Genomic DNA, 13,430 nt, shown 5'->3' with positions numbered 1-13,430 from the left:
ACAGGGGGCGGGCGTCGGGGCGGCGGGTTCCTGGCCGGGAAGGCCGCCCCGACGGCTTTTCAGCGGGGGGACTTCGCCTCGGCCTCGCGCTTGCGGGCGGCGTCCAAGAGGCGGCCCAACTTGCGCTCCAGGTCGCTCTGGTCGACCTCGGGACCGGCCACCGCGCGCTTGGCCATCCGGCCGATGAGCCAGGCGGCCTTGGCCTTCTCGGAGGCGGTCAGGGTGGGTTCGGGCGTGGCGGGCACAGGGGCTCCCATCTGAGGCCGGACTGTCCGGCTCCCCGCCCACCCCCGGGCCGTAGCGGCGGGGGTGGACAGGCAACCGGCGGTCAGCGGCCCCGGCGGCGCCGGGCCTTACGGAGGTTCTTGGTGGCCTGGTCGCCGTCCTGGGCGACGGTGCGGACTACGGTGACCAGGCCCCAGGCGGTGGCGACGGCGACGAGGGCGACGACGGCGAGGCTGATGGCCATGGAGGTGAGGACGCCGACGAGGAGCGGGCCGAAGTAGACGCCGGCGGCGACGGTGCCGGCGCCGATGCCGGTGCCGAGCGCGATGCGCTGGGTGGTGCGGTCGGGGGCGGCCTGGTGGATGTGGACCACCTGCGGCTGCCCCTGCTGCTGAAAGGCCGTGGGGAGCTGGTCGGCGTAGATGTGGGTGCCGTCGCGGAGCTGGACGATGTCCGCCCGCGCCGGCAGGTTCGGGGTGGGTTCCACGGGGTCTCCTCTGCGGGTCCGGTGGTCGGCCGGGCGGCCGTGGCACACCACCGGCCCACCACCCGGAGTGCGGGCAGCGGGCCGGTAGCGGCCATGGGCGCCGGGACGGTCAGCTCTCCTCGTAGCGGTCACGAGCGCAGAGCGGGCACAGGGTCATCTGCTCGTGGTCGTCGTTCTCGGGCCAGAGCGCGGTGGTGAAGGGGTCGAGCATCGTTTCCACAGCGGCGGCGGTGACGCCGCATGTCTGGCAGGTCTGCACGGGCACTTCTTCGGGGTCAGGCGGCGAGGAAGAGGGCGGCGAGGGTGAGGGCGAGGATGTGTGCGGTCTGGTCGACGTGGGCGGCCCCGCCGTGCGCGGCGAACCCGGGCTGACGGGCCCACCGCATCCAGGCAGCGACCAGGCGGCGGCGGTCGATGACTGCGTGCGTCGTGCCGATCCAGACCAGTACGGCGAGGGTGGGCAGGATCGGCAGGCGCCACCCGAGAACCAGCGAGCCGACCGCGAGGAGGAGCGCGCACACGGCGACGTGCACGGCCGCGTGCGAGGCGTTGGCGGTCCAGCCGGTGCGTCCGGGGTCGGCCTTGTGGGTGGCCTGGTGGTCGGTCTGAAGGGGGTAGTCGGCCAGGAGGTGGCCGACGTAGAGCAGGAACAGCACCTCGGCGAACACGGGTACTCCTGTCAGTGGTTGTCGGCGCAGGGCACGCAGGCCCCGAGCGTGCGGGGGATGCAGTAGCCGGCGTCGCGTCGGCACTGCGGGCAGATCCGCCGGGCCCGAAGCGCGGCAGCCAGCGCCCGGGCGCGGCCCTCGGTCATGGGCCGGACCGGCTTGGCCTGGTCGACGCGGTAGAGGTAGCCGACCAGCGGGGGACGGCCGCGCCTGCGGGGGCGCTGGAGTTCGGCGACGACCGGCTGTCCGCCGGGCCGCAGGCCCATCGCGCGGAGCTGGCGGCGGGTGGCCAGGCCGGGCGGGGCCAGGTGCCAGGGGTAGACGGGCAGGGTGGCCATCAGGCCGCCTCGCCCGCTCGGGCGGCGGTGGCGCTGCGTTCGGCGTGGAGGGTGTCGCGGAGCTGGCGGGCGCGGGCGGCGCCGGTGCCGAGTTCGCGGCGGATGGCCTCGGCGGTCAGGTCGGCGGTCGACCAGTCGGCCGTCTTGGTGCGGGCCTCGGCAAGGAGTTGGTCGAGGGTGCGGGTCGGGCGGCGGGTGCGGGCGGAGTCGGGCACCCGGTGCGTGACCCGGCGGGCCGGTCGAGTCGACTCGGCGGCCAGCGCACGCGCCGGACGGGACGGCCGGGAGGTGACGGGCTTGAGGTCGAGAGTCGACTTCAGGAAGCCGGCCGGGACCGGCTTGGGCAGGTTCACCACCGCCGCCCCGTCGACCGGCTCCACGACGGCCGGAGCCGCAGCCGGAGCGATCTCCTCCGCCGACTCCGCCTCGACCGGGGCGGGGTCGGGGGTTTCGTGCAGGTCAGGGGTCGACCGGTTTCGACCGAACCAGCCCTTTTTCTTGCTGTTTCGGGTGGTGTGTTCGGCGGCCTGGTAGGCGGCGGTGCGGGTGACGCGGCGGGCGACCAGGTCCGGGGTCATGCCCGGCTCGTCGGCGCCCTGCTCGATCTCCCACGCCCTCGCCCACGCGTCTTCCTCGGTGAGGGAGTCGACCGGGGCGGCGGACAGGAGTCGACCGGCCGTCCGGGCGACCGCGCGGTGGTGGCGGCGCCGGAGTCGGGCGTGGCGGCGCCGTGCGCGGGCGTCGGGCGTCTCGTCCTCGTCGGCCGCCAGAGTCGAGACCCACTGGCGGATCTCGAAGAGGAGCGGGCCCAGCAGGGTGACGGCGGCCAGGCCGACTCCGGCGGTGGTCTGCTGGGCCGGGGTGAGGCCGTCGAGGTGGCTGCCGTAGCCGTAGTTGATCCACGCGGCGAACCCTGCGGCGGCGACGACGAAGGCGCGCAGCATCCAGCGGACGCGGGCGGCGAGCTGGCGGGCGTCGGCGAACGCGACCCCGGCCGCCATCACCCACGCCGCCCCCTCCAGGGCGAGCGGCAGGGGCAGCAGCATCGGGGAGATCTCCACGAAGTGCATCACCTGCGCCGGCAGCGACGCCAGACCGGAGGCGACCACGAGGCCGAGGGTGCCGGTGCGGTAGACGTTCTGCGGAGTCAGCTTCTCCCGCCGCCAGGACGCCTTCTCCTCCTTGCGGCGCGCCTTGTCGGCGGCCTGCTGGGCGGCCAGGCGGGCGGCGCGCTCGTCGTCGGCGAGTTGCCGGGCCGCGCGGCGCTGCTCGGCGGCGGCGGCGTCCTGGCGGCGCTGCTCGGCGACAGCGGCCTTGTCGGCGCGGGCCTCGGCCCGGTAATCGACCGCGCTCATCGGGATGCCTCCTCGGCGGTCGTGCGCACGCCGTCCCACGGCAGGGCAAGCCCGTCGGTGGCGGCGCGCGGTACGAGGTGAAGGTGGAGGTGGTAGACGGTCTGTGTGGCCTCGGCGCCCCTGCTGGTGATGAGGTTGGCGTGCACGAGGTGCAGGTCACGGCAGAGCTGGGCGGCCCGGCGGGCGGTGGCCCCGGTGACCTCGGGGTCGTCGGCGAAGTCGGCGACGTGGACCCTCGGGATGACCAGGACGTGGCCAGCGGTGACCGGGCCGAGCGGCACGATGGCGAGCGCGTCGTCCCACTCCTTGACGACCTGGGCCGGCGCGCGGCCGGCGGTGATCGCGCAGAACACGCAGGAGGCGGTCACGCCGCACCTCCGAACGGGGGGTTCGTGAGGCCGGTCAGGTCGGCGATCTCGTCGCCGGTCAGGACGGTCCGCTCGTTCATGGCGTGGGCGGTGGTGCGGATCTCGCGCCACAGGAAGCCGACGCGGCGCCGGGCGATGCCCCGCACCTGGGCCCAGGACTTGCCGCCGAGGGGCACGTGGTGGCGGGCGAGCTGGCCGCCGCACTCGGTGACGATGTCGATGGCCTGCTCGCGGTCGTGCTCGGCGGAGCAGGCGGCGGCCCGCTCCGGCGTCCACAGCCCGTACACCATCAGGTACTGGACCTGGGCGACCTCGCCGGCGGCGCACTGCGTGGCGAAGTGCCAGGCCGGGGTGGCGTGGCAGTCGATGCCGGTGCGGCCAGTGACCGAGAACTGGCCGGGCTCGGGGGACCAGGCCATGACCTCGCTGGTCGTGATGTGCATGCCGTAGGACATGGCGACCACGGCGTGGGCCGCCTCGTGGAAGGCGATACTGCGGCGGCCCTGCTCGTAGGTGAGCGTCGACTCGCGGCTGGTCTTGGCGGCGCCCCGGTGGTCGAGGAGCATGTCGGGCTTGGCGGGGGCGGTGGGCATCATGCGGCTTCCCCCCGTCCCGGTGTTGGCCAGCGCGGCGCGGGCGGCGAGCACCCGGGCGTGGGCCCGGCGGGCGCGGCGGGTGTCCAGCTCGTTGACGGGCCGGTCCATCAGGGCGATGACGGTGTCCAGCTCCTCGACCTCGGCGGCGATGAGCGGGGCCTCAGCCTCGATCGCGGCCAGCTCGGCGTCGGTCGGCTCCAGCCACGGCGCGAACGCCGTAACGGCCGCCGCCAGGGTGACGATGTGCTCCATGGGTCTACAGGTCCTTTCGCGAGGAACGGCCCAGGAGCGGCCCCGAGGTCTCATCTCGGGGCCGCTCGCCGTTCGCGGGATGTGTGGTGGGTGGTCAGCGACGACGGCGGCGACCGGACCAGGCGGCCCCGGCGGAGTCGGCGCAGCTCTTGTGGGCGCTGCGGATGCCCTCGTTCTCGATCGGCCGGTGGCAGTACGCGCAGCAGCCGAACGGCGTCTTCACGGGCAGGCTGTAGTCGGTCTTGCGCTGTGACGTGATGCGGAACTTCGACACGCTCGCTCCCTCCAGACACCGGACTGTCCGGGTCCCCACCGCCACCCCGCGCACCAGCAGCGGGCGGGGTGGCGACGGGCACCCGTCAGGCGCGGTCGGTCGGGGCGCAGTCGGGGCAGGCAGGGTTGTCGCAGATGTCGATGCGGCCCAGGCCCACGGCGGAGGTGACCGCGTTCGCGGCCCGGCCGCCCTTCTCACCGGCGATCGTGCGGCCGGCGGCGTGCAGGTGGCGGGTGACGACCTCGGCGAGCGAGGCGCCCTTGATACGGGACATGTGATCTCCCCTGGTCCAGGGGCCGGACTGTCCGGGCCCCCGCCACCGCCCACCGGCCCCGGCTGACCGGAGGGCGGGCGGTGACGGGCACCCGTCAGTCAGTTGCCGAACCAGTTGAAGCCGCGCCCCTGCTTCTCACGCTGACGCCGCTCCTCCTCGCGCTGCTGTCGCTCGCGGTCCACCTGGTCCTGACGGTTGGACTCGATAACCTCCTGGGAAGAAGCGAGCAGCCGCTGACGCCACTTCTTGGCCTCCTCGGGCATGCCGAACTTCTGTGCGCGCTGGTAGCACTTCACGTCGTCCTGGTGGCGAGCAAGGATCTTCTGAGTCCTGCGGGAAATCCCCATAGCCATCTCCTTGAGCGAGGTCAGCGGCCCCGGGCACTCCGGGACCTGATCGAAAGTGCAGAGCTGCCGGAAAGCTCCGGCCCGGCTCCCCTCGACCCCGCCCGTACGGCCCCACCACGAAGGCGAGCCGGACGGGCAGGGGAGGCAACCGGCCGCCGCAGATCAGCGGCGGAGAGGTATGGCGGTGTTCGGATCTCGTCTTCGCTAGGCGCCGCTCGGTCTGGGGAGGTCCGAAGTCCCAGACGTCTTGGGTGGCGGCATCAGGCGTGCCTAAGCGGTTCTTTTGAGTCGGTGGCGTGTCCCCCATCTGGGGTGTTGGGCCCCGGTGTGACGGGGGCCCCTTCTCGGCCGACTGGTCTCCACTCGCCTCGGCCGGAACGGTCACGGCCGCCGTACTGCGGTGGATCACGCTGTTGAGTTGTTGAGCGCAGCCCAAAGAAGGGCCACCTCGTGCGTGCCGTCCGACCCCCTCGGGGCTCATCTGGTGCGCACCAATAGATAAGCATCTGGTGCGCACCAGACGCAACCCCTTCGACGCGGTCGGCGTCTGCGTGCATCTCTACGGAACGGCCGAAGAGGGGTGCCCCGGTAGCCAACGCGGGTTAATGTCGGTGGGGTTAACCAGCTCTCACCTGCGGCGTTGGGAAGACGGCATGGCGAACGGGTTAAGGGCGGCCAGGAGGGCGCGAGGGTGGTCGCAGGAGAAACTCATCTACGAGATGCGGCGTTTCGCCGAGCGGCGGCTTCTCGACATCGCGTCGCCTCCGAGCCTCAAGGTCTACATCTCTGAGTGGGAGAACGGCCGTCGCGTCATCACGGATCGGTACGCGGCCGTCCTTCGGCCCCTGTTCGGCATCACGGACGCAGAGCTGCGAGGTCGGAGTGAGGAGCCCCCTGCTCCGGCGGGTGGCTACGAGGAACTACTAGGCCGCATCGACTCGGCGAGCAGCCTCAGTGCATCCATGGTTGAGCCGTTTCTCGACCAGACTGAGTTGTTGCGAACCATGGACCGTCAGATGGGAGCCGCCGGACTCATTGACCAGATGAACGGGCATTTGGCGGCAATGGAAGAGGCGCTGACGTTCACTGTTCTTCCGAGCGCGAGGCGACCAGTTGCGGCTGCGCTTGCAGGAGCCTCCACCCTCGCCGCGTGGCAAGCTCTTGACGCTGGCGCCGTAGAGCGAGCGTGGCAGCACTACGAGCTGGCGAAGAAGGCAGCGCAGGACGCCGAGTCCCCGTTGTACCTGGCCCACGCGATGGGTGAGCAGGCTTATGTGTTGGCTGATGCCGGCCGCCCGCAGCTCGCGATCGAGTTGGTACGGGAAGCGCAGCGAGTGCAGGTTGAGCAGCAGTCGCCGCGACTGCGGGCTTGGCTCGCAGCAGCGGAGGCTGAGTTGTGCGCCGCCGCTGGCGCTGACAGAGCGACGGAGGCGCGTGCAGCGTTGGACCGGGCGGAGGCTCTGTTGCCGGACGACGGAGAGGCGCGCGACCCGGACATGCTGAGCATCTTCCTCAATGCAGGGCACCTCGGGCGCTGGCGCGGAAATGTGCTGGTCAAGCTCGGTGACGAACGCGCTATGGCTGAGCTATACGCCTCGCTAAACGAGGCCGATCCAACGTTCGTGAGGGCCAGCGCTGGCGTGCATTGCGACCTCACGCATGCCCACCTTGCGCGTGGCGAATTGGACCAAGCTCGTAGTCACCTTCAGCAAGCCAGGCTGGCAGCGAACCGCACGGGGTCCGTGCGGTATCGCCAGCGTGTGGAACTGCTTACCGAGCGGTTGTAGGCCGGGAGGAGAGGAGGTGGAGGAGAGCGACGATCGTTCCCGATCCCATCAGCTTGCCCTCCCTCATCAGCCCGGGAATCTCGTCCAGCGGCACCCAGGCGACGTGGCCGGCCTCCTCAGTGTCAGAGGGATCGCCGACATGTGTGGCGCCTTTCCCTACGAAGACCTCGTGTGGCGAATCGACCATGCCGATCATGGGTTGATAGGTAACCACATGCTCGACCGCTGCCGGGCGCCATCCAGTCTCCTCCTCCGTCTCCCGCACGGCTGTGACGGCAGGGTCCTCGCCGTCATCCACGATGCCGCCAGGAAGTTCCCATCCCCACTGCTCTGGCACGAAGCGATAGCGCCACAGCATGAGCACACGGTCCTGGTCGTCGAGCACAGCGGTGATCGCAACGTGGTGGAGCCGCACGACGTGATGCTCGAAGCGCTTGACGCCGGGGGGCTCGACGTCGACCAGGTCCAGATTGACCCACCGATTGTCGTAGATGCGGCGGCTGCCGTGGATCTCCCAGGCAGGCAGGTTGCTCGGCGTCGGTACGCCGCTGCTCCCGACGACGCGGTAGGCGCTTCGGTCGTGGGCCTTGATGAAGCGTTCGTTCGCGAGGCGGCCCAGTACTTGCCGCAAGGCTGTGCGGCCGATGCCCAGCTCGGAACTCAGCGTGCGTTCTGACGGCAGTTTGTCGCCGGGCTCGTACCTGCCCGACTCGATCCAGGATCGGATCGTCTCGTAGACCCTCTGCGTCTTGGGCCCCATCCTCGGCGCACACCCCCGGCTCGTCGGCTGATGGTCGCCAGCGTAACTGGGGAGCTGCGTTGATGACTCAGTCATGCGCGTCTCTCACTTCCATACGTGCTCGGCGTGTGGCATGCGTCTGCGCCGGCCTGAAACGCGCCGCCCTCGCTGGGCCGTCTGTGGGCCGTCGGCGGTTGACCTGTGACGGCCAGCAACCACCATCAACGACTAGGCGGGGGATGCTCCGGGCGCGGTCTTTTCCCAGCTACACCCACGTATCCAGCCACATCCTCCCCTGCCACTGATCCACCGGAATCGGCTCCCCCGTGTACAGCGGCCAGAAGTAGATGAAGTTCCACAGGATGAGGAGGACGATCACGCCTGCCGCGGCCGCGCCTGCCGTGCGGCGGCGTTCCGAGGAGCCTGGGGGGCCGATGATCGCGCCGAGGAGCATGGCGAGGGCGAGGCAGAGGAAGGGGACGAAGACGACGGCGTAGAAGACGAAGATGGTGCGTTCCTGGTAGGCGAACCAGGGGAGGTAGCCGGCGGCGACGCCGCAGAGGAGGGCGCCGGCGCGCCAGTCGCGGCGCAGGCCCCAGCGCCAGAGGCAGTAGGCGAGGGCGAAGCAGGCGGCCCACCACAGGGCGGGGGTGCCGAGGGCGAGGACCTCGCGGGCGCACTTGTCGACGGTGTCGGCGGGGCAGCCGTCCTTGCCGGGGGCGGGGGACTCGTAGAAGTAGGAGACGGGGCGGCCGGCGACCAGCCAGGACCAGGGGTTGGACTCGTAGGTGTGGCCGGAGTTCAGGCCGACGTGGAAGTCGTAGACCTTGTTCTCGTAGTGCCAGAAGCTGCGGAGCCAGTCGGGGAGCCAGGTGAAGGAGCCGCCCTGTCCGGCGCCCGCGGCCCAGTCGCGGTAGTAGCCGCCGGTGCCGTCGGCGGGGGAGGCGATCCAGGCGGCCCAGGAGGCGACGTAGGTGGCGAGGGCGACCGGGACCGTGGAGACGAAGGCGGGGAGGACGTCGCGGCGGAGCACGGCCGTGTACGGGCGGCGGGCTCCGGCGACGCGGCGGGCGCCGACGTCCCAGGCGACGGTGAGCAGGCCGAAGGCGGCCAGGATGTAGAGGCCGTTCCACTTGGTGGCGAAGGCGAGGCCCAGGCAGAGCCCGGCGGCGAGGCGCCAGGGCCGCCAGCCCAGGCGCAGGCTGCCCGCGACGCCGGAGTCGGGGCGGGCGACGCCGTCCGTACCGACCGGGAGGGCGGCCGCCAGCCGGGCGCGGGCCTTGTCGCGGTCGATGAGCAGGCAGCCGAAGGCGGCCAGCACGAAGAACATCAGCACCAGGTCGAGCAGGGCGGTGCGGCTCATCACGAAGTGCAGGCCGTCCACGGCCAGCAGCAGCCCGGCCAGGCAGCCGAGGAAGGTCGAGCGGAAGAGGCGGCGGCCGATGCGGCAGAGCATCAGCACGGAGAGGGTGCCGAGCAGGGCCGTCATGAACCGCCAGCCGAACGGTTCCAGGCCGAAGAGCCACTCGCCGATGCCGATGACGTACTTGCCGACCGGCGGATGGACGACGTACGAGGCGTCGGTGGGGATCTGCACCGAGGACGGGTCGGCGAGGATCGAGGCGTCGGCGTTCTTCGGCCAGCTCACCTCGTAGCCGCGGTGAATGAGGGCCCAGGCGTCCTTCGCGTAGTACGTCTCGTCGAATATCACCGCCTTCGGGCTGCCCAGGTTCCAGAACCGGAGCACCCCGGCGAGGAGCGCCACCAGCAGCGGGCCGCCCCAGGCGGAGAGCGCCACCAGCCGCCGCGCGGTCGCCTCGCCGATGCCCAGGCCCTTCCAGAGCCGCGGGTCGGGCTCGTTGTACGGCGGTACCAGCCGCTCCCGCACCCCCTGCCGCGGGCGCGCGGTGTACCCGAATCTGCGCAGCCGCTGCGGCCAGGGCTGCGCGGTCGCGTCGGGCCGGTCCGTGGGGGCCCCGGTCGAGGAGGCGGTCTTGGTCACCGGGTCATCGTAGGGAACGGCCCCGGACAGGTCCCGCCCCCGTGCCGGTACCTCCCCGTCTGGGGCACCCCGTCCCCCGCGAGCCGTGCGGCGGCCGGGCGGAAACGTCCCTTCCGTCCGGCTGCGGGCGAGGCCGCCGGCGGCTGCGAGGATGGAGCCGTGACAGGAACCGGAACCCTCGTACTCGCAGGCACCCCCATCGGCGACACCGCCGACGCCCCGCCCCGGCTCGCCGCCGAGCTGGAGCGCGCCGACGTCATCGCCGCCGAGGACACCCGCCGGCTGCGCCGCCTCACCCAGGCCCTCGGCGTCCACACCACCGGACGCGTCGTCTCCTACTTCGAGGGCAACGAGAGCGCCCGCACCCCCGAACTGGTCGAGGAGCTGGCCCAGGGTGCCCGGGTGCTGCTGGTCACCGACGCGGGGATGCCCTCGGTCTCCGACCCGGGGTACCGGCTGGTCGCCGCCGCCGTGGAGCGGGGGCTGCGCATCACCGCCGTGCCCGGCCCGTCCGCCGTGCTGACCGCGCTCGCCCTCTCCGGGCTGCCCGTCGACCGGTTCTGCTTCGAGGGGTTCCTGCCGCGCAAGGCGGGGGAGCGGCTGGGGCGGCTGCGCGAGGTCGCCGACGAGCGCCGCACCCTCGTCTACTTCGAGGCGCCGCACCGGCTCGCCGCCACCCTGGAGGCGATGGCCGAGGTCTTCGGCGCCGACCGCCGCGCCGCCGTCTGCCGCGAGCTGACCAAGACCTACGAGGAGGTCCGGCGCGACGGCCTCGGCGAGCTGGCCGCCTGGGCCGCCGAGGGCGTACGCGGGGAGATCACGATCGTCGTCGAGGGGGCGCCCGAGGCCGGGCCCGCCGACCTGGACGACGCGGAGCTGGTGCGACGGGTCCGTGACCGCGAGGAGGCGGGGGAGCGGCGCAAGGAGGCCATCGCCGCCGTCGCCGCCGAGGCGGGGCTGCCCAAGCGCCAGGTCTTCGACGCCGTCGTGGCGGCAAAGAACGCGGAACGAAACGGCCCGAAGTGAGGTAAAGGACTAGCCTGAAAGGTAAAGCGGGGGGCATCGGTGAGGCCGCCCCGCCATGGCGGTCCCAAATCCCGTCCATGATGCGACCGGCCCTGATGCGCCCCGGTCCCCACAGGAGTCCACTGGTGGGAGACGACCGAAGGAGTCGGCATGAGCCAGACATCGCGGACAGGTACCCCCTCCGGTACCTCCAGCCCGGCCTCCGAAGCCCCGATACCCCGCGCGCCCGTCGACACCGTGCACGAGGCGTACTCGTTCGCCTGCATGCGGTGCGGCCACGGCTGGGAGCAGGAGTACGACATCCAGCGGTTCACCGACCGCGACGGGCACGAGTTCTTCCTCTACCTGGCCGACGGTCACCGGGTGCCCTCACCGCTCTCCCGGCCCACCTGCTTCAACTGCGGGGGCCACGTCGTCCGCATCATGCAGGCGGGCCGGGTGGCCGCCGTCAAGGCCGCGATGCACGGCACCGCCTCGGGCGAATCCGCCGCGCGGGGCGGCATGGCGGCGCACGTGCCCAGCGAGCGGTCCGACACCGGCGCCGCCCGGGCCGGCGGGCGGCGCTCGATCTGGTCCCGGATCTTCGGGCACGGATAGCCGCGGCCGGAACCGGGTGGTGGTGGAGCGGGCGCGGGCGCGTTCCCTTGACGACGCGCAGGTACGGCGGGACCCTCCTGGGGTCCGAGTGACCGGTCGAGACCACCAGGAGTACGAGACCACCAGGAGTTGTCGTGCCTCGTCGTCGTCACCGCTCCACCCGCGCCTGCCTGCTCACCGCCACGGCCCTGGCGCTCACCGCCCTCACCCCCGCCCAGGCCGGTCAGGCCGCCGAGCCCCCCGACCGCCTGCCCCGGGTCACCCCCGAGCCCCAGTCCGTCCGGCCCACCGGCACCGACTCCCGCGTCACCCGCCGCGTCACCGTGGTCGCGGACGACCGGACCGACCCCGCCGCCCTGCGCCGCCTCGTCCGGGAGCTCGAGGACCACGGGGCCGCCCGCGTCGACGTGGTCGCCCCTGACGCCGTACCCCGCGCCACCGGCCGCCTGACCGTACGCCTCGGAGCCGCCGACCGCCCCGACCTCGCCCGCGCCCTCGCCGGTACCGCCGTACCCGACCGGGCGGAGGGCTACGCGCTCCGGGCCGACGGCGCCTCCGTGGCCCTCGCGGGCGCCGACGCCACCGGCCAGTTCTACGCCGTCCAGAGCCTGCGCCAGCTCCTCCAGCGCTCCGGCACCACCTGGCGGATCGCGGGCGCCGCGATCTCCGACTTCCCCGCCATGCCCCTGCGCGGCACCGTCGAAGGCTTCTACGGCACCCCCTGGACCCACGCCGAACGCCTCGACCAGATGGACTTCTACGGCGACGTGAAGGCCAACACGTACATCTACGCGCCCAAGGACGACCCCTACCACCGCGACAAGTGGCGCGAGCCCTACCCCGAGGACAAGGCCGCCGAGCTGGGCGAACTGGTGGAGCGCGCCGACGCCAACCACGTCCGCTTCACCTTCGCCGTCTCCCCGGGCACCTCGATCTGCTACTCCGACCCGGACCACGTCCAGGACCTCACGGCCAAACTCCAGGCCCTCTACGACCTGGGCACCCGCTCCTTCTCGATCCCGCTGGACGACATCAACTACACGGCCTGGAACTGTGAGGCCGACCGCGCCGCCTACGGCGAACCCGGCCGCGCCCCGGCCGCCCGCGCCCAGAGCGACCTCCTCAACCACGTGCAGCGCACCTTCGTCGCCACCCACGAGGGCACCCGCCCGCTCCAGACGGTCCCCACCGAGTACGGCGACCTCACCGACACCGCCTACAAGCAGACCCTCCGCGACGAGCTGGACGCCGAGGTCGAGGTGATGTGGACCGGCACCGACGTCGTCCCGCCGGAGATCACCAACGACCAGGCCGAGGCCGCCTCCGCCCTCTTCGGCCGCAAGGTCTTCGTCTGGGACAACTATCCGGTCAACGACTTCGGCAACACCAGCGGCCGCCTCCTCCTCGCCCCCTACGACCGCCGCGAGCCCGGCCTCTCCGACCACCTCACCGGCATCGTCGCCAACCCCATGAACCAGCCCCACGCCAGCAAGGTCGCCGTCCTCGGCGCCGCCGCCTTCTCCTGGAACGACACCGCCTACGACGCGAAGGCCACCTGGCACGCCGCCCTGTCCTACCTCGCGGGCGGCGACCCCGACGCCACGAAGGCCCTCCTGCTCTTCGGCGACCTCAACCACCTCGCCCCCACCTTCGGCGACACCCCCTGGCAGCCCCAGGCCCCCGAGCTCTCCCGCCGCACCGCCGCCTTCTGGCAGAGCTGGGACGCGGGCGACGAGGCGAAGGCCGTCCGCACCCTGCGCCCCTACGCCGACGCCCTCGCCCAGGCCCCCGCCACGATCCGCTCAGGCCCGGTCCAGCCCGGCTTCGTCACCGACGCCGCCCCCTGGCTCGACGCCACAGCCCTCTGGGGCCGGGCCACCGTCACCATGACCGACGCCCTCGACGCCTGGCAGCGCGGCGACCAGAACCGGGCCCGAGAGCTGGCCGAGGAGTCCCGGACCCTCCAGGACCAGGCCCGCGCCGTCCGCGTCGATCCACCCCGCAACTCCTGGGGCAAGGTCCAGCCCAAGATCGCCGACGGCGTCCTCGACACGTTCCTGACCGAGGCGGCCGCCCGTCTGACCTGACAGCTTCG

The 13,430-nt window shown here is 72.3% G+C and carries 16 protein-coding genes and 1 pseudogene; 4 read left to right on the top strand and 13 right to left on the bottom strand.

Annotated features, from left to right (window positions below):
* Positions 1 to 59: 59 nt before the first annotated feature.
* From OIM89_RS11040 to OIM89_RS10990, 11 genes and pseudogenes are all read right to left on the bottom strand, one after another.
* Positions 60 to 245 (bottom strand): DUF6257 family protein, encoded by a 186-nt coding sequence (locus OIM89_RS11040; protein ID WP_264491200.1) that lies wholly within the window; start codon positions 243 to 245, stop codon positions 60 to 62.
* 83 nt (positions 246 to 328) lie between these two features.
* Positions 329 to 712, bottom strand: coding sequence for a DUF6251 family protein (locus OIM89_RS11035; RefSeq protein WP_264491199.1), 384 nt, complete (start codon positions 710 to 712; stop codon positions 329 to 331).
* A 109-nt stretch (positions 713 to 821) separates the two neighbouring features.
* Entirely contained in the window at positions 822 to 971 is a 150-nt protein-coding gene (locus tag OIM89_RS11030) for a hypothetical protein (protein ID WP_186009356.1), read from the bottom strand.
* Between the two features lie 16 nt (positions 972 to 987).
* Complete coding sequence (locus tag OIM89_RS11025) at positions 988 to 1,380, bottom strand: DUF3307 domain-containing protein (protein WP_264491198.1); 393 nt, start codon at positions 1,378 to 1,380, stop codon at positions 988 to 990.
* Positions 1,381 to 1,391: 11 nt separating this feature from the next.
* Positions 1,392 to 1,718: an RRQRL motif-containing zinc-binding protein gene (locus OIM89_RS11020; protein WP_264491197.1), complete on the bottom strand. Its 327-nt coding sequence runs from the start codon at positions 1,716 to 1,718 to the stop codon at positions 1,392 to 1,394.
* Entirely contained in the window at positions 1,718 to 3,073 is a 1,356-nt protein-coding gene (locus tag OIM89_RS11015) for a hypothetical protein (protein WP_264491196.1), read from the bottom strand. Before OIM89_RS11015 ends, OIM89_RS11020 begins: the two co-directional genes overlap by 1 nt.
* The gene (locus OIM89_RS11010) at positions 3,070 to 3,441 is read right to left on the bottom strand and encodes an HIT family protein (RefSeq protein ID WP_264491195.1); all 372 of its coding nucleotides are present in this window, start codon (positions 3,439 to 3,441) and stop codon (positions 3,070 to 3,072) included. The genes OIM89_RS11015 and OIM89_RS11010 overlap by 4 nt, the downstream gene beginning before the upstream one ends.
* A 605-nt stretch (positions 3,442 to 4,046) precedes the next feature.
* Positions 4,047 to 4,289 (bottom strand): annotated as a pseudogene (locus OIM89_RS11005) (DUF6284 family protein); the annotation flags it as partial.
* A gap of 94 nt (positions 4,290 to 4,383) precedes the next feature.
* On the bottom strand, positions 4,384 to 4,563 hold the full coding sequence (locus OIM89_RS11000; protein ID WP_264491194.1) for a hypothetical protein: 180 nt from the start codon (positions 4,561 to 4,563) through the stop codon (positions 4,384 to 4,386).
* 85 nt (positions 4,564 to 4,648) lie between these two features.
* The gene (locus OIM89_RS10995; protein WP_030699766.1) at positions 4,649 to 4,837 is read right to left on the bottom strand and encodes a hypothetical protein; all 189 of its coding nucleotides are present in this window, start codon (positions 4,835 to 4,837) and stop codon (positions 4,649 to 4,651) included.
* Positions 4,838 to 4,935: 98 nt separating this feature from the next.
* A complete protein-coding gene (locus OIM89_RS10990; RefSeq protein ID WP_030699765.1) occupies positions 4,936 to 5,190 on the bottom strand; it encodes a hypothetical protein in 255 nt (84 codons plus the stop codon).
* 647 nt (positions 5,191 to 5,837) lie between these two features.
* Between OIM89_RS10990 and OIM89_RS10985 the strand changes: the two genes are divergently transcribed.
* Positions 5,838 to 6,971 (top strand): helix-turn-helix domain-containing protein, encoded by a 1,134-nt coding sequence (locus OIM89_RS10985; protein ID WP_100456837.1) that lies wholly within the window; start codon positions 5,838 to 5,840, stop codon positions 6,969 to 6,971.
* On the opposite strand, the gene OIM89_RS10980 is transcribed toward OIM89_RS10985, so the two are convergent.
* Together OIM89_RS10980 and OIM89_RS10975 are read right to left on the bottom strand one after the other, a co-directional pair.
* Positions 6,955 to 7,731: an NUDIX domain-containing protein gene (locus OIM89_RS10980; RefSeq protein ID WP_264491193.1), complete on the bottom strand. Its 777-nt coding sequence runs from the start codon at positions 7,729 to 7,731 to the stop codon at positions 6,955 to 6,957. The two genes, OIM89_RS10985 and OIM89_RS10980, sit on opposite strands and share 17 nt — an antisense overlap.
* 244 nt (positions 7,732 to 7,975) lie before the next feature.
* Positions 7,976 to 9,712, bottom strand: coding sequence for a dolichyl-phosphate-mannose--protein mannosyltransferase (locus OIM89_RS10975; protein ID WP_047468082.1), 1,737 nt, complete (start codon positions 9,710 to 9,712; stop codon positions 7,976 to 7,978).
* 159 nt (positions 9,713 to 9,871) lie between these two features.
* Between OIM89_RS10975 and rsmI the strand changes: the two genes are divergently transcribed.
* The 3 genes from rsmI to OIM89_RS10960 all read left to right on the top strand — a co-directional run bounded on the left by rsmI (position 9,872) and on the right by OIM89_RS10960 (position 13,422).
* Positions 9,872 to 10,738, top strand: a complete 867-nt coding sequence (gene rsmI, locus OIM89_RS10970; RefSeq protein WP_103506766.1) for a 16S rRNA (cytidine(1402)-2'-O)-methyltransferase — start codon at positions 9,872 to 9,874, stop codon at positions 10,736 to 10,738.
* 150 nt (positions 10,739 to 10,888) lie between these two features.
* Positions 10,889 to 11,335 carry a hypothetical protein gene (locus OIM89_RS10965; protein WP_264491192.1) on the top strand — a complete coding sequence of 149 codons (447 nt, stop codon included), beginning with the start codon at positions 10,889 to 10,891 and terminating at the stop codon, positions 11,333 to 11,335.
* 134 nt (positions 11,336 to 11,469) lie between these two features.
* Entirely contained in the window at positions 11,470 to 13,422 is a 1,953-nt protein-coding gene (locus OIM89_RS10960) for a beta-N-acetylglucosaminidase domain-containing protein (protein WP_217467564.1), read from the top strand.
* The last annotated feature ends 8 nt before the right edge of the window (positions 13,423 to 13,430 follow it).

Origin of the sequence: Streptomyces sp. BI87 (genome assembly GCF_025957665.1) — a bacterium.
GTDB classification, from domain to species: domain Bacteria; phylum Actinomycetota; class Actinomycetes; order Streptomycetales; family Streptomycetaceae; genus Streptomyces; species Streptomyces albidoflavus.
Note: the sequence above shows the minus strand (reverse complement) of the source record. Positions and strands in the feature narration are given on the sequence as shown.

Bases quoted from the DNA above. Each gene is read 5' to 3' on its own strand.
- OIM89_RS10995 (WP_030699766.1), bottom strand. From the start codon at position 4,837: ATGTCCCGTATCAAGGGCGCCTCGCTCGCCGAGGTCGTCACCCGCCAC.
- OIM89_RS11015 (WP_264491196.1), bottom strand. From the start codon at position 3,073: ATGAGCGCGGTCGATTACCGGGCCGAGGCCCGCGCCGACAAGGCCGCT.
- OIM89_RS11020 (WP_264491197.1), bottom strand. From the start codon at position 1,718: ATGGCCACCCTGCCCGTCTACCCCTGGCACCTGGCCCCGCCCGGCCTG.
- OIM89_RS10980 (WP_264491193.1), bottom strand. From the start codon at position 7,731: ATGGGGCCCAAGACGCAGAGGGTCTACGAGACGATCCGATCCTGGATC.
- OIM89_RS10965 (WP_264491192.1), top strand. From the start codon at position 10,889: ATGAGCCAGACATCGCGGACAGGTACCCCCTCCGGTACCTCCAGCCCG.
- OIM89_RS10985 (WP_100456837.1), top strand. From the start codon at position 5,838: ATGGCGAACGGGTTAAGGGCGGCCAGGAGGGCGCGAGGGTGGTCGCAG.
- OIM89_RS10990 (WP_030699765.1), bottom strand. From the start codon at position 5,190: ATGGCTATGGGGATTTCCCGCAGGACTCAGAAGATCCTTGCTCGCCAC.